This is a genomic window from Brevibacterium sp. UCMA 11752, from assembly GCF_021532235.1.
Classification (GTDB): domain Bacteria; phylum Actinomycetota; class Actinomycetes; order Actinomycetales; family Brevibacteriaceae; genus Brevibacterium; species Brevibacterium antiquum.
The window spans coordinates 2,175,630-2,197,027 of sequence record NZ_JACBOS010000003.1 but is presented as its reverse complement, the minus strand read 5'-3'; the positions used below and the strand labels follow the sequence as shown (position 1 = coordinate 2,197,027).

Annotated in this window: 19 protein-coding genes; 4 read left to right on the top strand and 15 right to left on the bottom strand. The window is 63.0% G+C overall.

Annotation, left to right across the window (positions count from 1 at the left end; all coding sequences use genetic code 11):
- Nucleotides 1-3: 3 nt before the first annotated feature.
- On the top strand, nucleotides 4-1,056 hold the full coding sequence (locus tag HU144_RS09835) for a zinc-binding dehydrogenase (protein ID WP_235351207.1): 1,053 nt from the start codon (nucleotides 4-6) through the stop codon (nucleotides 1,054-1,056).
- 64 nt (nucleotides 1,057-1,120) lie between these two features.
- Here the strand turns inward: HU144_RS09835 and HU144_RS09830 are convergent, their stop codons facing one another.
- From HU144_RS09830 to HU144_RS09785, 10 genes are all read right to left on the bottom strand, one after another.
- Complete coding sequence (locus HU144_RS09830) at nucleotides 1,121-1,555, bottom strand: HIT family protein (RefSeq protein WP_235351206.1); 435 nt, start codon at nucleotides 1,553-1,555, stop codon at nucleotides 1,121-1,123.
- A gap of 15 nt (nucleotides 1,556-1,570) precedes the next feature.
- Nucleotides 1,571-2,149 (bottom strand): maltokinase N-terminal cap-like domain-containing protein, encoded by a 579-nt coding sequence (locus tag HU144_RS09825; protein WP_235351205.1) that lies wholly within the window; start codon nucleotides 2,147-2,149, stop codon nucleotides 1,571-1,573.
- A gap of 1 nt (nucleotide 2,150) precedes the next feature.
- Nucleotides 2,151-2,936 (bottom strand): FAD-dependent thymidylate synthase, encoded by a 786-nt coding sequence (thyX, locus tag HU144_RS09820; RefSeq protein WP_235351204.1) that lies wholly within the window; start codon nucleotides 2,934-2,936, stop codon nucleotides 2,151-2,153.
- 263 nt (nucleotides 2,937-3,199) lie between these two features.
- Nucleotides 3,200-4,066: a peptidase E gene (locus HU144_RS09815; RefSeq protein WP_235351203.1), complete on the bottom strand. Its 867-nt coding sequence runs from the start codon at nucleotides 4,064-4,066 to the stop codon at nucleotides 3,200-3,202.
- Complete coding sequence (locus HU144_RS09810; RefSeq protein WP_235351202.1) at nucleotides 4,027-4,527, bottom strand: hypothetical protein; 501 nt, start codon at nucleotides 4,525-4,527, stop codon at nucleotides 4,027-4,029. The genes HU144_RS09815 and HU144_RS09810 overlap by 40 nt, the downstream gene beginning before the upstream one ends.
- Complete coding sequence (locus tag HU144_RS09805; protein WP_235351201.1) at nucleotides 4,524-5,612, bottom strand: lipoate--protein ligase family protein; 1,089 nt, start codon at nucleotides 5,610-5,612, stop codon at nucleotides 4,524-4,526. Before HU144_RS09805 ends, HU144_RS09810 begins: the two co-directional genes overlap by 4 nt.
- Nucleotides 5,613-5,658: 46 nt before the next feature.
- Nucleotides 5,659-7,938, bottom strand: coding sequence for a prolyl oligopeptidase family serine peptidase (locus tag HU144_RS09800; RefSeq protein ID WP_235351200.1), 2,280 nt, complete (start codon nucleotides 7,936-7,938; stop codon nucleotides 5,659-5,661).
- A 26-nt stretch (nucleotides 7,939-7,964) separates the two neighbouring features.
- A complete protein-coding gene (locus HU144_RS09795; protein ID WP_235351199.1) occupies nucleotides 7,965-8,603 on the bottom strand; it encodes a GNAT family N-acetyltransferase in 639 nt (212 codons plus the stop codon).
- 115 nt (nucleotides 8,604-8,718) lie between these two features.
- Nucleotides 8,719-10,197 carry an HNH endonuclease gene (locus tag HU144_RS09790; protein ID WP_235351198.1) on the bottom strand — a complete coding sequence of 493 codons (1,479 nt, stop codon included), beginning with the start codon at nucleotides 10,195-10,197 and terminating at the stop codon, nucleotides 8,719-8,721.
- 85 nt (nucleotides 10,198-10,282) lie between these two features.
- Nucleotides 10,283-11,821, bottom strand: coding sequence for an MFS transporter (locus tag HU144_RS09785; protein ID WP_235351197.1), 1,539 nt, complete (start codon nucleotides 11,819-11,821; stop codon nucleotides 10,283-10,285).
- A 161-nt stretch (nucleotides 11,822-11,982) separates the two neighbouring features.
- Between HU144_RS09785 and HU144_RS09780 the strand changes: the two genes are divergently transcribed.
- Nucleotides 11,983-12,555 carry a hypothetical protein gene (locus HU144_RS09780; RefSeq protein WP_235351196.1) on the top strand — a complete coding sequence of 191 codons (573 nt, stop codon included), beginning with the start codon at nucleotides 11,983-11,985 and terminating at the stop codon, nucleotides 12,553-12,555.
- 391 nt (nucleotides 12,556-12,946) lie between these two features.
- Here HU144_RS09780 and HU144_RS09775 read toward each other — a convergent pair whose 3' ends face one another.
- Together HU144_RS09775 and HU144_RS09770 are read right to left on the bottom strand one after the other, a co-directional pair.
- Complete coding sequence (locus HU144_RS09775) at nucleotides 12,947-14,038, bottom strand: branched-chain amino acid aminotransferase (protein WP_235351195.1); 1,092 nt, start codon at nucleotides 14,036-14,038, stop codon at nucleotides 12,947-12,949.
- Between the two features lie 151 nt (nucleotides 14,039-14,189).
- Complete coding sequence (locus tag HU144_RS09770) at nucleotides 14,190-15,227, bottom strand: 3-isopropylmalate dehydrogenase (protein WP_235351194.1); 1,038 nt, start codon at nucleotides 15,225-15,227, stop codon at nucleotides 14,190-14,192.
- 189 nt (nucleotides 15,228-15,416) lie between these two features.
- Here HU144_RS09770 and HU144_RS09765 point away from each other — a divergent pair, with 189 nt between their 5' ends.
- Both HU144_RS09765 and HU144_RS09760 read left to right on the top strand, forming a co-directional pair.
- Nucleotides 15,417-16,268: an HpcH/HpaI aldolase/citrate lyase family protein gene (locus HU144_RS09765; protein WP_235351193.1), complete on the top strand. Its 852-nt coding sequence runs from the start codon at nucleotides 15,417-15,419 to the stop codon at nucleotides 16,266-16,268.
- A gap of 34 nt (nucleotides 16,269-16,302) precedes the next feature.
- Nucleotides 16,303-17,097, top strand: a complete 795-nt coding sequence (locus HU144_RS09760; RefSeq protein ID WP_235351192.1) for a phosphatase PAP2 family protein — start codon at nucleotides 16,303-16,305, stop codon at nucleotides 17,095-17,097.
- Between the two features lie 36 nt (nucleotides 17,098-17,133).
- Here HU144_RS09760 and serA read toward each other — a convergent pair whose 3' ends face one another.
- The 3 genes from serA to ilvC all read right to left on the bottom strand — a co-directional run bounded on the left by serA (nucleotide 17,134) and on the right by ilvC (nucleotide 21,332).
- Nucleotides 17,134-18,726 (bottom strand): phosphoglycerate dehydrogenase, encoded by a 1,593-nt coding sequence (serA, locus tag HU144_RS09755; protein ID WP_235351191.1) that lies wholly within the window; start codon nucleotides 18,724-18,726, stop codon nucleotides 17,134-17,136.
- Between the two features lie 130 nt (nucleotides 18,727-18,856).
- The gene (locus HU144_RS09750) at nucleotides 18,857-20,149 is read right to left on the bottom strand and encodes a GNAT family N-acetyltransferase (RefSeq protein ID WP_235351190.1); all 1,293 of its coding nucleotides are present in this window, start codon (nucleotides 20,147-20,149) and stop codon (nucleotides 18,857-18,859) included.
- A 151-nt stretch (nucleotides 20,150-20,300) separates the two neighbouring features.
- The gene (ilvC, locus tag HU144_RS09745) at nucleotides 20,301-21,332 is read right to left on the bottom strand and encodes a ketol-acid reductoisomerase (RefSeq protein WP_143922433.1); all 1,032 of its coding nucleotides are present in this window, start codon (nucleotides 21,330-21,332) and stop codon (nucleotides 20,301-20,303) included.
- Nucleotides 21,333-21,398: the final 66 nt, after the last annotated feature.

Below are 21,398 nucleotides of genomic sequence, written 5' to 3'. Positions count from 1 at the left end.
TGTGTGCGCGCAATCGTCTATGAAGAATTCTCTGTCCTCCCTCAGCTGAGAGACATCGAGCCTCCCTCCACCCCCGGTTCTGGCGTCGTCATCGACGTCGAAGCCACCGGAGTGTGTCGCAGCGACAATCACGCCTGGTCAGGCCACGATTCGACGATCACGCTGCCCCACGTGCCCGGGCACGAGCTGGTCGGACGCATAGCCTCAGCGGGGCCCAACGTCACGAAATTCCACACCGGACAGCGTGTGACCGTGCCATTCGTGTGCGGCTGCGGTCGCTGCCAGTGGTGCTTGAGCGGGAACGCACAGGTGTGTCCCGATCAGACTCAGCCCGGGTTCACCCACCTCGGATCCTGGGCGGATCAGGTGGTCATCCACAACGCCGATGCCAATCTCATCGCTGTTCCGGAGGATCTCCCCGCCTCGGCGATGGTGGGACTCGGCTGCCGATTCGCCACAGCCTTCCACGGACTGCGCGTGCGGGCGAACCTTCACGAGGGTGAGACAGTTGCCGTCTTCGGCTGCGGCGGAGTCGGCCTGTCTGCGATCATGATCGCCCGTGCCATCGGTGCTCGGGTCATCGCGGTCGACGTCAGCGAGGCTGCGCTTGACCGGGCGCGTGAGCATGGAGCGGCGTACACGGTCAACGCCACCGGCAAGAACCCGGACGAACTCTCCGCCGAGGTGGTCGCGCAGATCTCGGATCGATGCCCCGAAGGTGTGGCAGTGAGCGTGGATGCCCTCGGCCGTGAGGACACGATCACTGCCGCGATCGCCTCGCTGGCGCCCTTGGGTCGACACGTGCAGATCGGACTGCTGGCCGCGCCGCCTGTCGTCGACGTGGGACGAGTCATCGGCCTCGAGCTCAGCGTGCTGGGCTCCCACGGGACGGCCGCGGCCGAATACCCGGAGATGCTGGACCTCGTCGTCGACGGCAAGTTGCGCCCGCAGGATCTGGTCACGAACGTCATCGGACTCGAGGAGGCGCCAGCAGCCATGGAGGCTCTGGGCTCAAATACCGGTTCGGGGATGACGATCATCGACCTCAATCGGTGAAATCGGGTCGCTGAGCCAGTGCATTCCGGTCGTCGACCTGGTGCATTCTGGCCGCTGAGTTGGCTCAGCGATCCTCCAGCGACGACCTCATCGACGCTGCAAGATCCTCGTTCAGCTCGGCGTCACCGCGGACTCCGGGTGCGAACGGCAGCCTGAGCCGGTCCTTGCCCTTGTCGCGGTAGCGCGGAATGACGTGCATATGGAAGTGGAACACCGACTGCCAGGCGTCCTTGCCGCAGCAGTTGAGCAGGTTGACTCCATCGGCACCCCAGACGTCAAAGACCTGCTTCGCGATGCGCTGCGATTCGATCGCCACGTCGGCAAGGTCGGCAGGCGGGATATCGCACAGATCGGTGCTGTGACTTTTCGGGACGACGAGCAGATGCCCGTCGGAGCCCGGCTGGATGTCCATGAACGCGATGGTCGTATCCGTCTCAGCGACCTTCGCGCTCGGCACGTCACCTGCGACGATCCCGCAGAACAGGCAGTCCTGACTCATCGGCGCGTCAGCCCGTCACACCATGACGGCGAGGACGACCGCGGACTCCTGGCCCGACCAACGGCCCAAGAGCAGTCCCGCATCAGATCCCTCCGCCGGTGAGTCGAGGTTGAGCTCATACAGCACCTGCACGTCTTCGGCTCCGGCAAGCGGACCCGTGCCCCAGGCATGAGCCACATCGGTGATCTCTTCGATTCTGTTGCCCTCGTCATCGACTTGGTACTGCTTCGCAGAAGTCCCGGCGGTGGCGATCGTGTGGTCCAGTCGCTGCCGGAAGAGAGGGTCGCCCATCCCGGCGTAGACCCAGCGCTTGCCGAGGATGGAATGTTCCATGGTGGCGATCAGGTGCTTGTCGGCACCTGCCAACTCTGCGCTGCGGTAGGTCAGGGGCACCTGGAAGACACGGTCACCGGCGGCGACGATGTGGATCTCGGCCCCAACCTTGCCTTCCGGATCATCCAACCGGTAGGAGCTGACCTTCTGCAGCGAGTCCGGAGCCACATCGGCCTCGGCTGCCCACGCCTGCTTGGTCAGCCAGGCAGAGATGACGTCGAGTTTTCCGGGATTGAGTTCGGCGTTGTAGATGTCAGCCATGTCATGCCTTTCGGGTCCCGGGGATCCATTCCCCGTCGACCACTTCATAGTCGGAGAAGACCGCTGGGGCCTCTTTGAGCATGGCCTCACCGATCTTGTTGAACACCAATCGGATCTCTTCCTCAGCGCCCTTGGCGGTGCGCATCTCGATGACGTGACGCAGGGAGCGGAGGTTGGCGGTGTAGACGATGCCGGTGGCCAGGCCCTCGGGAGCGAAGCGACGCATGAAGGAGGTCATGTGCTTCTTGTGGGAGAACTTGGTGCTGGCTTCGTCGAGTTCGAAGTGCTCGGTCATCCACTTCTGGTGCTCTTCGAGCGTGTCGAGGACCTTGAGGGAGCGTTCCATGAGTTCCGAGTCCTCACGTGCCCATTCGGGGAACCAGAACGGAATGTCGGCCAGGCGGACGTAGCGCAGGGATTCCTGTGAGAACGCCGATCCTGCACGGTGGCGGATCAGTTCGTGGGTGAGCACCCGCGAGACGTTGTGCAGCACGAAGGTGAAGTTCGCGTGTTCGAGCACCGAACCATGCTGGGAGGCGATGACGTTGCCCAGATACTGGGCCGAATCCGTGCGCACGCGGGACACGTTCGGGTTCAGTCCCGGCTCCCACGAGCGGTAGCACATGCGCCCGGAGAACTCCACGATGTCCTCGGCGTCCGGGGACTCGGCCTCTTCGACACGATCCGCCCAGGTAGTTCCGCCCACCTCGTCGAGGTATGTCCTCATCGATTCCCAGTCGATGCTGGGTTTAGCGAGCAGTTCTACGGACGGTTCGACCTGGCGCATGGCTCTCCTTGTGCAGGGTATGGCTTGATTGATTCCCAATCCTACAGACCAGATCGCCGAGGTGGTCCGACGGTCCGTGCCGAATGTTTCCAGACACCTTCATCGCCTGCGAAAAAGCGAACTGTCGGGAGGGCCGTTCCGCCGGGGAGGGGGCATGCGGCGCTGGCTGGGGAGGGGGCGTGCGGCGCTGGCAGACGAAGGGTACGCGGCGCCGCGCTGCTGCCGCTGAGCGAAGGCGAGAGCCTCCGTCTGCTGCTCATCCTTCATCGCAGCACCTGTCTGGGCACAGTGCCGGCGTGGGTGTCGGTGCCGTTCACAGGATCGCTGTCGACACCTCTGTCGCCGCCGGCGTCGAGTCGTGTTTCGCCTCGGCCGTCGACGAGGTAGGCGTGTGCCTCGGACTTCTCCGCAATCACCGAGGCGGCTCTGGAGTTTTCGAAGACGACCGCAGCATGGTCATCGATGGCAAGTCCGGGGCCAGGAAGCTGACCGGCTTCGATCCATGTTCGGAAGGTCTCGGCCCGCCCGGGTTCACCGTGATAGTGCGGACAGGCGCTTCCGGGGATGAGTCCGAAGCCGTCGTTCAGCGGAGCCAGGGGCCCGAACGAATCTGTCGACGAGGCCTCGAACCAGCAGTTGGCACCGGCACTGATTCCGGCCAGGATGGTGCCCCGCGAAGCGGCGAGCGCCATCATGTCATCGACTCCGTGGTCACGCCACAGCGTCAGCAGGTTGGCGGTGGATCCCCCACCGACGTAGATGAGATCCATATTCAGAAGCAGCTTCGGGTCCTGGTAGCCCCAGGGGCTCTGTCCGAACAACGAGAGCACGGATGTTTCGGCCCGTCCGGCGAACGCGGCCTCGAATCGGTGGATGTAATTGGGATTGTCTCCCGATGCGGTCGGGACGAAGCACACGCGAGGGAGCTCGCCACCACCTCGGCGGTGGTCGGCTTCTGTCCTGCGTCTGCTGTGGACGGTGTTAGCCAGCCGAAGCAGGTAGTCATCGATGGCGGATGTCCCGGACTCCGACATCGAGAACCCGCCACCACCGAGAGCGATGATCGTCGAGGGTGTCAGAGCATCATCCGTCATCGCCCTGTGGGCCCGTGAGGTCGTCTGCTCTGCCATTGGTCTCGGGCTTCCCGCCCCGTTCGGCCAGCCTTCACCAATGCCACCATGGCACCGATTCCGAAGAACAGGAAGCCGATTGCTGCGACGACGAGCACCACGATCTGATGACCGCTCGCCCCGTAGGTCAGCGCTGATGCGAGTGTGAAGATGAACATGAGTCCCATCCCGAGCCCCATCAGCAGCGCCACCCACAGCGTGAGCACGAAGGTGGTCCGGGAATTGGAGTCCCTGCGCTTCAGGATGCCGCCGAAGAGACAGGCACCGAAGAAGACCAGACACACCAGACCGATCAAGCGGAGAACGCCGACGAACATACACAGCAACGAGACCGCCACGAACACGGCCGAAACGATGATGAGCACGGTTCCCTGCCGTCGCTCCCGGCGTTGCGCTTCCACGGCAAGGGCCATCGCTTGGGCCTGCCACCAGGGGCCTTGATCGCCTGGGGACACACTCATGGCACCCGGTGTGTCCACTTCTCGGTGCCGAACTTCTCGTCAACCAAGATCTGAGCCTTCTCCAGTTCATCGGCGGTGAAGGTGTCGAAGTCTGCTCCGTAGCGGTCGGCGAATGTATCGGCCATGACATCGATGATGTCCTTGCGCGCCTCGCCGGTCTGGCTGCGGAGGGGGTCGACGCGTTTCTTGGCGCTCGAGACTCCTTTGTCGGAGATCTTCGCCTCACCGATGCGCAGGACTTCGACCATCCTGTCGGCGTCGATGTCGTAGCTCATCGTCGCGTGATGGAGCAGAGTGCCATCGCGCAGTCTCTTCTGTGCCGCGCCCCCGATTTTGCCGCCGGTGGATGAGATGTCGTTGATCGGTTTGTAGAAGGCCTCGACGCCGAGGCTCTTCAGCGCTGCCAGCACCCACTGGTCGAGGAAGACGTAGGACTCCTCGTAGTCGAGGCCGGCGACCAACGAGGGCGGCACGAACATCGAATAGGTGATGCAGTTTCCGCCTTCCATGAACATCGCTCCCCCGCCGGAGATGCGACGCACAACCTGCACGCCGTACTTCTCCACGCCTTCTGGGCGGAGTTCGTTGACATAGGACTGGAAGGCTCCGATCACCGTGGCGGTGTCGTCCCACTCCCAGAATCGCAGCGTCGGTTTCCGACGTCCCGCCGCCACTTCCTCCAGCAGCACCTCATCGAGTGCGACATTGAGCTGCGTGGGCAGCACTTGGCCGCGGATGACCTGCCAGTCGAAGTCGGTGAAGTTCGCCGCCGACCCCAGAGCACGGCGGACGACGGTGGCGATGTCCGAGGTGGAGAATCCGTGCATCGCCAGTTCCGAGCCGTACCCGGCGAGCGCCGCATCGAGGCGCTGCCGCAGATTCGCGTTGTCGGCGATGACGCTGGCGCCTACAAGAGCGGGGGCGAGGTCGAAATAGGCCTCTTCGGGTTCGAGGAAGAAGTCACCGGAGATTTTGACCTCGGTGATGTGCTTCCCGTCGGTCTCCACATCGGCGACCACAAGCTTCCCGCCGATGACCTTGTATTCGGCGTGAAAACGCTGGGGTTCGTGCATGTCGTTCGTCATGGTTCCAAACCTACTCTCGGGGGCTTCTTCGAGGCTATGAACTTGCTCACTCTCCGGTCAGTGAGTTCCACAGGAACCGGTAGCTCAGGGCTCGGGTGAATGCCGCCTGTCTGTTGTCCGATGCCGCTGAGTGTCCGCCTTCCGTGTCTTCGAAGAACCACACATCCGAGATGCCGCGATTCTGCATCCGCGCAGCCATCTTGCGTGCCTGCACTGGTCCCACACGATCATCAGAGGTCGCCGTCCAGAACAGCACGGGCGGATAGTCTGTGCCGTCTTCGAGCAGATGGTAGGGCGAGAACTTCTGGATGAACGCCCAGTCCTCGGCCACATCGGGGTCACCGTATTCGGCCTTCCACGAATAGCCGGCGCTGAGTTTGGTGTAGCGGCGCATGTCCAGAAGAGGCACTCCGCACGAAATCGCACCGAAGAGCTCGGGGTGCTGTGTGAGCATGTTCCCCACCAGCAGCCCACCGTTGGATCCGCCGGCGCAGGCCAAGCTCGACGGGTTCGTCACCCCACGGGTGATGAGGTCTCGGGCGACGGCGGCGTAGTCCTCATAGGCTCGCATCCGGTTCTCCCGCATCGCCGAGGTGTGCCACCGCGGCCCGTATTCTCCACCGCCGCGGATGTTGGCGAGGACATAGACCCCACGACGTCCTGCGGGAATCGGTGCCTCGGCGGTCTCATCGGTATGTTGATCGGCGGGATCGTGTCGGGTTCCGGTCGTCGTGCGACCCAACCAGCCGATGCCCATCACCGGGGAGTACGCCGGAGTCCGGCTGACTTCGAATCCGCCGTAACCGTCCAGGAGGGTCGGATTGCTCCCATCGAGGACCAGCGTGCTGTCGGCGATCTGGAAGTAGGGGATCTTCGTCCCGTCCTCGCTGGTGGTGAAGTGCTGTTCGACGCTGAACCCGTCGCTGGGAAAGAGTGCTGGAGCCGACTTGATGACGACGGGCTCACTGTCACCCTTCGACGATTCCAGGCTCCCGTACGACAGGGTCGATGGAGTCAGAAACCCCGTGCTCACCAGCCAATAGTCGTTGGCGCTCGCGTCATCATGTTTGTCGACGGCTCCCAACCCGACCATGTGATTGGCGGGGAGTCCTGGCAGGGAGGACGACGAGAAGTCGTCGTTCGGGTCAAGAACGCTCAGTTGCGACTGCACGTCGGTCAGCAGCTCGAGGATCAGGTAGTCCCGTGTCCACGTCCATGACTGCAGGGACGTGTGCTCATCCGGGGTGAAGATGACGGTCGGTGCGATTGTCCCGGCCTTCACCTCGGCGATGTCAGCGACGGCCAGACCTCCGGCCGGGACCGAGTAATCCTCGTGAATCCACTCAGATTGGGGACGGAAGAGGACGTTGTCCCTTTCCAACCCGACTTCCACATCGGTCGGCACCTCGACGACGGTCCAGTTGTTCTCCCACGCCGAGGCGACGGTTGAGACGGGCCCCGACTCATCGGTGACTGCGTCGAGGTCGATGAAGCTGAGCTGCGTATTGAAGAAGTCGATGGCATCGATGGCGAACGCTCGGTCGACCGCGTCGGCTGCTGCCGCTCCCACATCGCTGCCCACGAAGATGGCGACATGGTCGTGGGGAACTTCGGCCACGATCGGGGCATCGGAGATGGCCTGTCCGCGCGTGAGGACACGAGCCTGTCGCGGATAGGACGATGTGGTCAGTGAGTCTTCGCCGGTATCGGTGGCGACGATGATCGTGTCATCGTCCAACCACGCGAAGCGAGTCTTTGCCGAGGGCAGATCGAAGCCGCCGTCGACGAAGGTCTTGGTCACCAAGTCGAATTCGCGCACCCGGTGGGCGTCGCCACCGTCGGGAGACAGTGAGACGAGTGCTCGGGAATCGTCCGAACGACGCACCGAGGCTCCGGCCCATACCCACGGCGTCTCCTCCGCTGCGCCGAGTTCGTCGAGGTCGATGAGGATCTCCCACTCGGGGGAATCTGAGACGTAGCTGTCCCATGTGGTTCGTCTCCACATGCCTTTGGGATTCTTGGAGTCACGCCAGAAGTTGAAGTAGTACTCACCGCGTTTGGCCACCATCGGGATCTTGCCCTCGGAGTCCAACGCCGTCCGAATGTCTCCGGCGATGGAGTCAAACAGGTCGTCCTGGAACCGGGAGATGGTCTTCGCGTTCTGGTCCCTGACCCAGTCCATCGGCTCGTCACCGTGGATGTCTTCGAGCCACAGGTTCTCGTCGTGTGGCATCGGGGCAGTGTTCTGCGACTCCGTGCTCTGCGGCTCTGCGGCCGTGGTGGAGGTTTCGGTCTTCTGATTGTCTGCCGGAGCTTCTTTGCGCATGCCACCATTCTAGTGAACGGTTCGGCTCAGGCTGCTGGCCTGAACATCACCAGCCCCGGATTGCCGTTGGGTGCCAGCGGCCCATGACCGAGCGTGAAGAATCCGAGGCTCTCATAGAGTCGGCGGGCGGGGCTGTCGATGTCACTTGTCTGCAGCCAGCAGCTGTATCCGCTGATTCCGGCCAGCCACGTCTGCAGAGTGGCCCGTCCGAGACCAGAACTGCGCAGATTTGGGTCACGTGCCAACAGGTTGAGCGCGAAAGACCATTCGATTGTCTGAGCGGCGTCTCCGAGAGCCGAGCGGAGCTCATGTGCCCAGTCGTAATCCTGTTCCAGCCACGACCAGAAATGTCCGTAGGCGATCGATCGTAAGCGCCCGTCGGATCGCCCTGCCACGACGAGGACCTGACCATTTCGGACCGAGAGGTCGTAGAGGTTTGCGAACAGTGACGCGTGCGTCGGATCTTCGCTCAAAGGCGGTTCGGCTGCCGCCGTTGCGTAGAGTTCTTCGACCTCGTGGGGAGGAGGCAGCATTCCCGGGATTCCGGCTGCGGAGCCGACGGGTTCCCAGCTTTGGCCCAGCCCACCTGGTAGACCCCACACGAGTTCGACGTTGAGCTCTGCAGGTGAAGTTCCGAGAACCTCACACTCGGCATATTCGTCCATGCTCCCAGCCTAGCCACGTCGGCAGTCGCGCAGTTGAACTCAGAGGGAATTCTCGCTGCGCGGCCGAGGACATGATGCTCTGCCGGGTGCATCAGAGTGCCGAGAGCCTGGTGCATCAGACTGCAGAGACGAATTCGGCCAGTTGTCCGACAAGGCACATCTCCACCTCGCTCGGCGGCTCTTCACGACGGTGCCACATATCTACCTTGAGGGATTCGAATCTTCCCTCAAGCCTCGGCGCTTCGACCTTTCGAAATGGAGGAATCCTCACTGTGAAGGTGTTGGGGTTGCTGGCTTCATTCGATGTCGGTTCGTTGGCGAGATTGGAGCGGGGAAGCTCACTGGAATTCCTCGTCGGGGTCCCGAGCGGTCTGGTGCCGATCGGATATCTGTGCCCTGTGGGAGTCCGGACGACCAACTCTTCTGCTGTGGCCTCGTGTCGCCAACCTGGCAGCTCCTTGAGGAAGTTGCAGGCAGCGCACAGTCCCGATGCATTGTCCCAGTCGGTCTCACCACCCGCGGCGAATGCCTGCGAGTGGTCCGCGTGTTTGATCTGGGCATCGCACCACGGTGATCGGCAGACGTCATCGCGGATGACCACCATGCGTCGAAGCAGTCCGGAGAACTCACGTCGCTTCGAGTCCATTCGTACCAGCTGTCCGTCGGACGGACGCGTGTACAACCTGCGGATGAAGACTGAAGCTTCGTTCTGGGCGATGAATTCGCGTGCCGTCTTTGCCGGAATCGGGCCGAAGCCGGGAAACCAGGCTGGAGTCTCGCCTGGGTCGAAGAGGCTGTTCTCATTCATCACCACGTGGACTTCGGTAGGAATAGCCTCAGCACTGTCTTGGCCCGTGGTTCTCTCGACCAAGAGATCGGCCATGACCTGTCCTTGAGTTCGCCCTTCGGACAGTCCTGTCCCGACGATGGACTGTGCCGATCTCGACAGGTTGGAATACGCCGCCACCGCCTGTGACAGGGGCAGGAGCGCTGTCAGATACGCCATGTTTCCTGGTGCAGGACGCACAGTGACGGCACGTTCTTCCACACATCTGTCGAGGTGTTCGACGGCTGCTTTCTGGTCGAGCTGCTGAGCCAGTGCGCGAACCTCGTTGCCCAGCCGACCGACACCCACCTCGGCGAGGCGGTCGGCCATCCGATCATCGACCTGGTGACGCTTGCCCCTGGGGAGCCAATCGGTCTCCTTCGCAACAACTCGCGCCTTCTCCTCTGAGATGTCTCCGCTCTTCAAGGAGGCATAGGTCTTCGGCAGATCCATCAACAGGGACCTCGCGAAGCCGAGCAGTTTGCTGCCTCTGGCCCGTGAGACCTTCAGAGCCAACCCGATCTCGGCACCGAGGCCCTTGCCCTGTCTGCGGCGCGACATTCCTTCTTCGGCTTCACGATTCCGACGGTGCATGTCGAATGTCAGCGTCTCTCTTGCCTGAGCTGCCGCACTCACTGAGGTCAGTTCTTCCAACGCAGTGATTCTGTCGATCGCTTCGTCCTCCGTCTGCGCTGGCGGCAGATCGGACAGCACTTCGCGCCACCGATGAATCTCGGTGATCACGTCTGAAACCGACTCCGCTTCCATATCAATCACAGTAGCGGTCGGTCCTGACACGAGATTTCCGATCAGTGTCAACCCAGGTCAGAGGTGAAGCCAAGCGATGAGAACCTCAATCGAGCGCTTCGCCCGTGGTCTCGCGCGAAAGCAGTCCCATCAGGACCACGGCCACGATCACGAGCAGTCCCGTGAGGATGAAGGTCACTGTCAGTCCGAGGACTGGCCACATGAATGCACCGAAGACCAGCGGAGCGATACCGGTTGCAATGCGTGAGGCGGCAGATGCCCAGCCGAACCCCGAACCTCGCAGCCGAGTCGGGTACAACTCCGACACGTAGGTGTAGAGAGTGGGAATCGCGATCTGCACGACGAACCCGAATCCGATGATGCTGGCCTTAGCGGCGAAGGTCAGCTCTGAGCCTGAGGCCTCGATGAACACTGCAGCGCCGACCAAGAGGAGGGCGGAGACGATCGAGGTCACGCCGAGCACCCATTTTCGGCCCACACGTTCGACGATCAGAGCCGAGACGATGACGCCGAGGATGCCCACTGCGGTCATCGACCCGGTGACCATGAATGCTGCTTGATCGCCCATGCCCTGCTTCTTCAGGATGCCCGGCAGCCACGTCAGTGCCGCGTAGTAGACAAGGAGAACGGACACGAACAGCGACCAGGAGACGAGAGTCGTCTTCGCCGAGTACTGCCAGAGCTGGACCAGCTGGCCGCTGGCTGCACGAAGCTGTTTGTTGACGGAAGTCACCGTTCCAGCCGAGTCCGATGTCTTCACCGGCGCCTGGGCCGCGCCGGTTACGTCGCCCGTGCCGGTGGCCTGGGCCGCGGTCGTGTCGGTGGCCCGGGCCGCGGTCGTGTCGGTGGCCTGGGGCGCGGTCGTGCCGCTGGCACCGGAAGCGTCGGTCGCGCCCGCGGTGGGGACATCGTGGGTCCACGTCGTCACCTCGGCGCCGGTGCGCTCAACGAGCCGGGAGATGATGGCGTCGGCTTCGGCGTACCGTCCGACGGAAGCAAGGTAGAGGGGGGATTCGGGAATTCCGAAACGCACGGCAACCGTCAGCAGCGCGGGCACGATCATGACAAGCATGATGAGGCGCCAATCCCCCACGTCCAGCAGCGTTGCAGAGACGAAGGCGCACAGCGAGGCGCCGATCGGCCACCAACCGTCCATTGCGGTCAGGACCCGACCACGGTGCTTCTTGGGGGTGAATTCTCCGACGAGGGCATAGTCGACGGGGATGCATCCGCCGAGCCCGAATCCAGCGAGGAATCGGAAGAGGATGAACCAGCTGAACGCAGGAGAGAAGGCTCCAGCGACGGTGAAGATCGAAAACACGAGGAGTGTGAGTGTGAAGGCCTTCTTGCGGCCGATGACATCAGCGATGCCGCCCCAGATGAAGGCACCCAACGCCATGCCGATGAGGTTGGCCGTAGCGATCCAGGCGGCCTGGCCTACGCTCAGGTTCCAGTAGTCACTGAGCAGTGGGATGAGGAACCCGTTGAGGGCGACGTCCCAAGCGTCGAACATGAACCCGAGGCCGCCGATGATGAAGATGGCACCTTGGGTTCGCCACCGCCACGGAAGGTTGGCGACGACTTCGGAAGCGGTCGGCGTAGACGCCGAGGTTGCAGTAGACACGAGGCCACAATACCTCTTTAACGCATTTGTGAGTAAAATTGCCTGCATCTTGTCTGCGCGCTTGGATCCAGTCCGATGGAAGTCGGAGGCGTTTGCGCGACTCTGTAGAATTCCAGCCAACGGATCCCCAGGAGGACTCGACCAACAGGAGGGCACAGCCCATGTTCCGCAACGGAGTCCCGCCTTCGTCGGCTATCGTCAATGCACTTGCAACGGGAACCACACCCAGGCGGGTTCGGCTCAGCGTCAGCGCCTGCGGAATCTTCGTCGTCGGCATGGCCCTGTGGCTGGGAATCGCGCTGCTGCTCCTACCTGAGCCAAGTTCACTGCTCTGGATCATCCCGGTCTCAATCGTCCTCGGCACTGCGGTGACAATCGTCTTCACTCGTTGGGGTGCAGCGTCGTTGATGCAGTTCGTCGCCGATCGCAGTGGCGTGGTTCGAGTCGTGATGGGCCGGGCAGGTGTTGTTCGCCTGTCGAAGAGGATCGGACAGCGCAGCTATTTTCGCCGAGACTTCGTGCTGGGCGGTCTCACAGTCCTCGGCGGCATCGCTATTGCCACCCTGCTGATCGCACTGGGGGCAGGACGCGACGTCGTCCTCGGGGTCTGTGTCCTCCCGCTCACCTGGCTCCTTCTGGCCAGCGGAATATTCATGTTGAGAACGGCATTCCGCATCCGGTCGACCGACACTCCCTTGGAGGGAGTCTCTGCTTCTCCGCTCGCGGCTGTCTAACTCCGTTCGGGCGGCGCGGCGGAGGACCTGAGCCGCGGAATCGCAGCCGATCGCCTGGTCGGCGGCCTCACCGACTCCGACCTCGTCGACGCGGCTTCGGTAGCTCGCGTGCTCTCGCGGATTCGCCACACCATCTGAACCATGTCCACCTTCTGAACCACGCCTGCCGAGCCACGTTGACTGTGTCGAGCAGACCGAGCCACGTCGACTGTGTCACGCCAGCCGAGCCATGCCTCCTTGAACCCCAGCGTCCGTTCTGTCGAAATTCGCATGCCACATCAAAAAGTCCTGTTGCAGCTCAAAAGGGCCGGGTGCCGCGATCGAAATCGCAGCACCCGACCCTCTCAATGTAGGACGACCCGAGCCGCCTCGTCTGAGCAGCCCCCAGACTTCAGGCCAGACGAACCATCCAGTTGTTCTTGTCCTCGGCGCGACCGTACTGGATGTCGAGCAGAGTCTTACGGAACTCCATGGTCTTCTCACCAGGCTCTTCACCGTGGTCGATCGTGGATTCGGTGCCGATGACACGGCCGATCGGAGTCACGACTGCGGCGGTGCCACAGGCGAAGGCTTCGACGATGTCGCCATTGGCAGCTCCCTTACGCCATTCTTCGACGGAGATCTTGCGCTCTTCCGGCTTCAGGCCCAGCTGCGGGGCGAGGTCGAGCAGGGACCGGCGAGTGACACCGTCGAGGATGGAATCACCGAGCTCCGGGGTGAGCAGGCGGCCATCCTTGGTCACGAGCATGAGGTTCATTCCGCCGAGCTCATCGACGTATTTGTTCTCTGCCGCATCGGTGAACAGCACCTGCTGGCAGCCCTGGGCTGCAGCTTCGTTCTGCGCCGCCAGCGAGCCCGCGTAGTTGCCGCCGCACTTGGCGAATCCGGTGCCGCCGGCGCCGGCGCGGTTGAAGTTCTGCGACAGCCAGATCGAGACGGGCTTGATGCCGCCGGAGAAGTAGGGCCCGGCGGGGCTGGCGATGACGTAGTAGTCGACCTCATGGCTGGAGCGCACGCCGAGGAACCGTTCGGTGGCGATCATGAAGGGGCGCAGGTACAGGCTCGATTCGTCGGCTTCGGATTCAGGGGTGGGAACCCACTGCTGATCGAGTGAGACCAGCGCCTTGATCGATTCGATGAAGTCGGATTCCGAGATCTGCGGCAGCGCAAGACGCTCGGCGGACTTGTTGATGCGCGCGGCGTTGCGCTCGGGACGGAAGGTCCAGACGGAGCCGTCTGCGTGGCGGTAGACCTTCATACCTTCGAAGATCTCCTGCGCGTAGTGGAACACTGCAGACGCAGGATCGAGCACCAGCGGGCCGTACGGCTTCACCTCGTGAGCGTGCCATCCATCGTCAAGGGTGTACCTGACATGGGCCATGTGGTCGGTGAAGTAGAGCCCGAATCCGGGGTCCTTCTTGATGTTCTCGCGCACCAGCTCGGGTTGCGGCTGGACATTCTTGAGAACGGCAAAGTTAGTCATAAGAACTCTTTTCTCATTTGTGATGAGTGACACTGTCAGGGTAGTCCATCACCCCGGTGCGCGTCGCACCGGGGTGATGGCTCACGAATCGTCCAGTCGGCTCTCGCCGCGCCGAGGTGGTCGTGCCCAACCTCGGTCCCTGCAGGCCCTGTCAGCTCAGGCGAGCAGCGATCGCGTCGCCCACCTCGGCGGTGGATCGCTTGGTTCCGTCGCGGTCGGCCAGATCGGCTTCGACAGCGGTCTCGATCGACTTCGCCACGACATCGAGCCCCAGGTGCGAGGCCATGAGCGCACCGGAGAGGATCGAAGCGGTCGGATCGGCGATCTGCTGTCCGGCGATGTCCGGTGCCGATCCGTGGATGGGCTCGAACAGGCTCGGTCCCGTGCCTTCGACGTTGAGGTTGCCCGAGGCGGCCAGACCGATGCCGCCGGTGACAGCCGCGGCGAGGTCGGTGAGGATGTCACCGAAGAGGTTGTCGGTGACGATCACGTCATAGCGGCCGGGGTCGGTGACCATGTAGATCGTGCACGCGTCCGTGTGCTCGTAGTTGAATGTCACCTCTGGGTATTCTGCGCCGACCTTCTCGACGACGCGACGCCACAGGTGACCCGCGTGGACCATGACGTTGTGCTTGTGGACGTAGGTGAGCTTCTTGTTCCTGGCCTGTGCACGTTCGAACGCATCACGGACTGCCCGCTCCACGCCGTACCAGGTGTTGATCGAGACCTCGGTCGCGACCTCGTAGGGAGTATCGGTGCGCACCGAGCCGCCCATTCCGGTGTAGGAGCCTTCGGTGCCTTCGCGGACGACGACGAAGTCGATCTCGCCGGGGTCGGCCAACGGGCTGGTGACTCCAGCGAAGAGCTTCGAGGGACGCAGGTTGACTGCGTGGCTCAGGCCGAAGCGCATCTTGAGGATCACACCTCGCTCGAGCACACCCGACGGCACACTTGGGTCACCGCAGGCGCCGAAGAAGATGGCATCGTGGGAACGCAGCGATTCCAGCTCGTCGTCCGTGAGTGTCTCGCCGGTCTCGTGCCAGCGCTTGGCACCGACTTCATAGTCCGTGAGATCGAGTTCCACGGGTTCGCCGGACACCTCGATGGCGCGCTTGAGGACCTTGAGGCCTTCGGGGACGACCTCGTTGCCGATACCGTCGCCGGGCATGACTGCAATTGAAAACTTCATGGACTCAGACTAGAACTCATCTCAGCATGCAACTTGATCGTCCTACTATTCGGACACATCTCGGCTGCCGGGGTCGGTGAATCCCGTGATCCACAATTTCATGTCTCAAACTTCGTTCCCGACTACAATTCCGCGGCCCGAGCGTCGAAGATGGGAGGAACACCCCGAAACCCCAGAGAAAGTCGATCATTGACAGAAACGATCCGCAACGCCCGTGCCGCCGCACTTCCCGCCAAGCTCTCCCGCTCCTGGCTGTTGGTCAACGCGGCCAAGGAGGAGATCTTCACCGAGGCGCAGATCTCCGAATCGGATTCCGTCATCTTCGACCTCGAGGCCTCGGTCTCCGACGACAAGAAGCTCGCCGCCCGCGACAATGTCGTACGTGCGCTTGAAGGCGGCATGTCCGCATGGGTCCGGATCAACAAGATGGACTCCGAGTTCTGGGACGACGACCTTGCCTCCATCGCCATGCTCCCCGGCCTGCGCGGAGTGATGCTGCCCGAGACAGAACGTCCCGAGCAGGTCTCCTACACCGCGATGCGTGCGAAGGCAGGACTCCCGGTCATCGCTCTGCTCGAATCTGCGATGGGTGTGGAGAACGCGACCAAGATCGCCGAGGCGCCGGGCACATTTCGTCTTGCCTTCGGAACGAACGACTTCCGCAAGGACACCGGCTTCTCCGGCGATCCGATGGCACTGGCCTATGCCCGCTCACGACTGACAATCGCCTCGCGTATGGGCGGTCTTCCCGGCGCGATCGACGGACCCTCCGCAGCGACGGCCACCGATGAACAGGTCAGCCAGGACGCCGAGGTCACCCACATGATGGGCATGACCGGAAAGCTCGTGCTCAACGTCGATCAGGTCGTGACGCTCAACGAATCGATGAGCCCGAGCGAAGACGAGCGCGACTGGGCCCGCCAGCTTCTCGAGGCTGCCGAGGGCGGCTCCGAGATCACGGACGGCTCATACCTGCCACGCCTGGCCCGCGCGAAGAAGATTGCGTCACTGGCATCGACCTACGGACTCTGGAACGCCTGAGCCTGATCTTGAGTCTGAGTCCGAGCCCTCAATAGTGTCGGTCCGTCAACCCTCGTGGATTCTGTGGTCCACCCTGCCGGCGGTCCTCCTCGTCGTTGCCTTCGGCCTGTGGCTGAGGGTCGATGTCTCCGGGCCCACGACCGTTGACCAGGACTGGCTGAATCTCGTCGGCCTTGAGCCCGACACCTCCGGGTACTGGCTGGCGGTCATCCTCGCCGAGGTGGGCGGGGGTACGGGGGCCGTGATCTGCACCGGCCTGCTGGCCGCGATCTTCATCCTCCTGCGACGATTCCGCTCGGCGGGCGTCCTCGTGACCACCATGCTCATGGGAATCGTCCTATCCGAGCTGCTCAAGGCCGTGGTCACTCGGGTCCGCCCCAGTGAGCAGCTCTATGACTCCCTGGGCTATTCCTATCCTTCGGGCCATTCCATGGGCGCGGCCGCACTGGCCTTGGGGCTGGCATTCATTGCCTCCCGTGCGCATATGCTGCGTCTGGCCGAGGTAGGTGCAGTCGCCCCATTGGCGATCCCACCGGAGAACAAGACCGAGCCTGTCCCTACTGACACCGAGACTGTCCCCACCGAAACCGCAGCCGCTCCGGCCGAGATCACTGCCCCGCTCGAACCGGTGCGCCTGCGGTTCCACTGGTCGATGGTCCTGGCCTTCGCGTGGATCCTGCTGATGATGTGGTCGCGCACAGCGCTGCAGGTGCACTGGCTCTCCGACACGATCGCCGGAGCCCTCATCGGCATCTCGGCTGCAGTGCTCGCCGACGAGCTCTGGACCTGGGTGACGATCAGGACCCGTTCACCTCATCGTCAGAGGTGAACGGGTCCTTCTTCGATCTGCTGTTTCCGGTGGAGTTCAGTCCTCGCTCAGTGAGACTCCGCTGAACGCTGATGCGTTGACGGCTCCGGCCACTGCCTTGACGACTTCCTCGGATACCGCCGAGTCGACTGCCAGCACGGAGAGTGCATCGTTGTCGGTCGCCGAAGGCGAGACCTGCATGCCGGCGATGTTGATGTCGTTGGCGCCGAGAGCCTGGCCCAGCTGACCGATGATGCCGGGACGATCCTCATAACGGAAGATGAGCAGGTTGTCGGTGAGCTCGATCTCCAGGTCGAAGTCGTTGACCTCGGTGAGCTTCTGCACGAGCTTCGGACCGGTCACGGTGCCCGAGACCGAGATCCGCTGCCCTTCGCTCGTCGTCGCGGTCAGCCGCGTGACATTGCGGAAGGATTCGCAGTACGGATCGGTGACGAGTTCGACCCCGATGCCACGCTCCTCGGCCAGCAGCGGTGCGTTGACGTAGGAGACCTGATCGGACACGACGTCCTTGAACAGGCCCTTGAGCGCGGAGAGCTTGAGGACGGACACGTCCTTGTCTGCGATCTCGCCGTTGACCTCGACCTTGAAGTGAGTGACAGAGGAGTTCGCCAGCGAGTTGACGACTCGGCCGAGTCGTTCGGCCAGGGGAATGCCCGGGCGCACGTCCTCGTGGATGGCTCCGCCGGCAACGTTGACCGCGTCGGGAACGAGTTCTCCGGCCAGGGCCTTGCGCACGGACTTGGCCACGGCGACGCCGGCCTTCTCCTGTGCTTCAGCGGTCGATGCGCCGAGGTGGGGCGTGACGTTGACGGCGTCGAGTTCCATCAGCGCCGAGTGCTCCGGAGGTTCGGTGTTCCACACGTCGATGCCGGCGCCGCCGACCTCACCTACGGCGATCGCCTCGGCGAGGGCGTCCTCGTCGATGATGCCGCCGCGGGCCACATTGATGAACCGAGCGCCGGACTTCGCGATCTTGAATTCCTCGGTGCTGATCATGCCGATCGTCTCCGGGGTCTTGGGCATGTGGACGGTGACGAAGTCGGACACGGCCAAGAGCCCGGGCAGGTCGACGACCTCGACGCCCATCTGTGCGGCGCGAGCCTGTGTGATGTAGGGGTCGTAGCCGACCAGACGCATGCCGAATGCCTTCGCACGCTCGGCCACGAGACCGCCGATGCGACCGAGTCCGACGATGCCCAGAGTCTTCTCGTAGAGCTCCACGCCCGTGTACTTCGAACGCTTCCACTCCCCCGCCTTGAGCGAGGTGTTGCCGGCACCGAAGTAGCGTGCGGACCCGAGGATGTGGGCCATGGTCAGCTCCGCCGCGGAGATGATGTTCGAGGTCGGAGCGTTGACGACCATGACACCCGCCGAGGTGGCCGCCGGGACGTCGACATTGTCGAGTCCGACGCCGGCACGGGCGATGACCTTGAGACCCTTCGCCGCACCGATCGCCTCGGCATCGACCTGAGTGGCGGAGCGGACGAGGATCGCATCGGCATCGACGATGTCGCTGAGGAGCTGAGAGCGGTCAGCACCTTCGGTGTGACGGATCTCGAAGTCGCCTCCGAGGGCATCGATGGTGGCCGGTGACAGATTTTCGGCGATGAGCACGATGGGCTTGGGCACTGAGTTCCTCCTGTTGCGTCCGGGACGCGTCCATCTTATGAGACTTTGTGAATGCTTTCACAAAGTCTCAAACTCTGGGAAGGGAGTCTCCGCTCACTCAGGTGTGAGTCTCAGAAACCGTTGAGTGAGTTCAGAACCCGTTGGGTGAGTACGGCATCCGGCCCAGGTTGAACATCGAGCTGGCACGTACGGCAGCACCCGGCACGTTCTCGTCGATGCGTCCTGCGCGGGCGAGGATGACGGGGTCGGCGCCGCCGAAGTAGAGGGAGCCGAGTTCCGCGATGCCCATGCTCAGATCGGCAGAGGCCGAATCGGGGGCGGTTTCGACGACGGCGTTCTCACCGTCGGAGGTGATCGTGTAGCGACCGCCAGCCAGATCGAGTGAGTCGTCGATCTCGAGTACCAATGTGCCGGGCACGTACCAGGGCCTGGCTTCGAGTGCCGCCTTGACATCGAGGATCCGGATCCAGATGTTGTCCTCCGTGGACACGGTTCGAACGCGGCGGGAGTCGGTGAGCAGCCAGGGCAGCGGCGAGTCCTCGGCGGACTCTCCGAATGTCACTCTCGTCGACAGATCGATGGCAGCCAGGAACGACCAGAGTGAGGCATAGGCGGCGTCGGTGACCGCGACGAAGTCGATGAGATCGATCGTCGGCGGATTCTTCGACCAGCCGGCGAACTTATAGGACACGTAGCCGTCGGGCTCTCCCTGCTCGTTGAAGTGCAGGGCGGCACGCACACCGCGGTCGGCTTCGCCTGTATCGGTGTTCAATGCACCGGTGGCGCGCTCGATGTAGGTCTGCTGGCGTTCCATCGCACCCGGGGAGGTGCGCATAAACTCCCCGTAGATCCTCGGGGCCAGTTCGCGCAGTTCGCTGGGCAGACACATCTCGACTCGACGATCGGGTTCGTGGACCATTTTGAAACCGGGTGAGGTGTCGACCTCGATGGAGTGGGCCCAGGTGGCGACGCCGAAGCCGAAGCGGGAGTAGATCCCACCTTCGGTCGCTGTCAGTGCGGCGAACGGGTATCCGTCGGCCTTCGCCTCGGCGAGGTCGCTCGTCATCAGTGACCGCAGCAGTCCGCGTCGGCGATGCGTCGGGCGCACTGTCACCCATGTGATCAGGTGACCGGGCACCAGACGCCCGCCGCCCACGTTGACCAGCTTCTCAAACCACGCGAAGGTCGCCACGGGAACGCTGGCGTCGAGGGCGTGTTCGTATTCCTGCTTCGCGTAGACGGCGGTGAGATTCCGCCCGTCGGCGATGGCGCGCTCGACACGGTTCTTCAGCGCATCATCGGTGGACCGGGCGTCGTGGAACCCCACACTCGTCGACGCGAAGTATCCCTGCGTACGTTCATCGGGGGCGCCGGTGGACTCGTCGAAGGCGGGCTTGAAGTTCTCGAACCTGTAATTCGTCACGATTCCAACAGTAATTCACATCACCAGGATTGCGGGTCCCCAATGAGTGGAAATAGTCGCTTCGAGCAGTGGCATAGTCGTGTTCCGTCTGGAGCGGGTACGACGAAGCCCCGGAGGCCAAGCGGCCTTCCGGGGCTTCGTGGTGTGACGATCAGCGAGCGGCAGTGCCCTCGGTGTAGTCGTCATCGGAATCCTTGAGCCACGCGAACATCTTGCGCAGTTCGCGGCCTGTGGTCTCGATCGGGTGCGTCTCTTCCTTCGAGCGCAGTTCCTTGAACTCGGCCGCACCGTTCTTCTGGTCGTTCATGAAGCGCTCGGCGAACTTGCCGTTCTGGATGTCCGCGAGGACGGCTTCCATGTTCTTCTTCACGTCCGGGGTGATGACGCGAGGTCCGGAGACGTAGTCGCCGTACTCAGCGGTGTCGGAGATCGACCAACGCTGCTTGGCGATTCCGCCCTCGACCATGAGATCGACGATGAGCTTGAGCTCGTGGAGAACCTCGAAGTAGGCGATCTCCGGCTGGTAGCCGGCTTCGGTCAGGACCTCGAAGCCGTACTGCACGAGGTGGGAGGTGCCGCCGCAGAGTACGGTCTGCTCGCCGAAGAGATCCGACTCGGTCTCCTCCGTGAAGGTGGTCTTGATGCCACCTGCACGCAGTCCGCCGATGCCCTTGGCATAGGAGAGCACGAGCTCCCAGGCGCTGCCGGTGGCGTCTGCTTCGACGGCCACGAGAACAGGGACGCCGCGTCCATCGACGTATTCGCGACGCACAACGTGTCCGGGCCCCTTGGGTGCGACCATGATGACGTCGACGCCCTCTGGCGGCTGGATGTAGTCGAAGCGGATGTTGAAGCCGTGGGCGAAGAGCAGAGCGTTGCCGGGCGACAGGTTAGGCGCGATCTCAGCATTGTAGATCTCGGCCTGAACCTGGTCAGGAGCGAGGATCACAACGAGGTCGGCCCATTCGGAGACCTCGGCCGGGGTGCCGACCTCGAGGCCTTCGGCTGCGGCCTTGTCGCGGCTGGCGGAGCCTTCCTTGAGGCCGATGCGGACCTCGACACCGGAATCTCGCAGGCTCAGTGAGTGCGCGTGGCCCTGGCTGCCGTAGCCGATGACGGCGACCTTCTTGCCCTGGATGACGGACAGATCTGCGTTGTCGTCGTAATAGCGTTCTGCTGCCATAGTTCTCTTGCTCCTTCAGAGGTTTGGGGTACGCCCCCATTGTTTCACAGTTCGGTACTGCTGTTC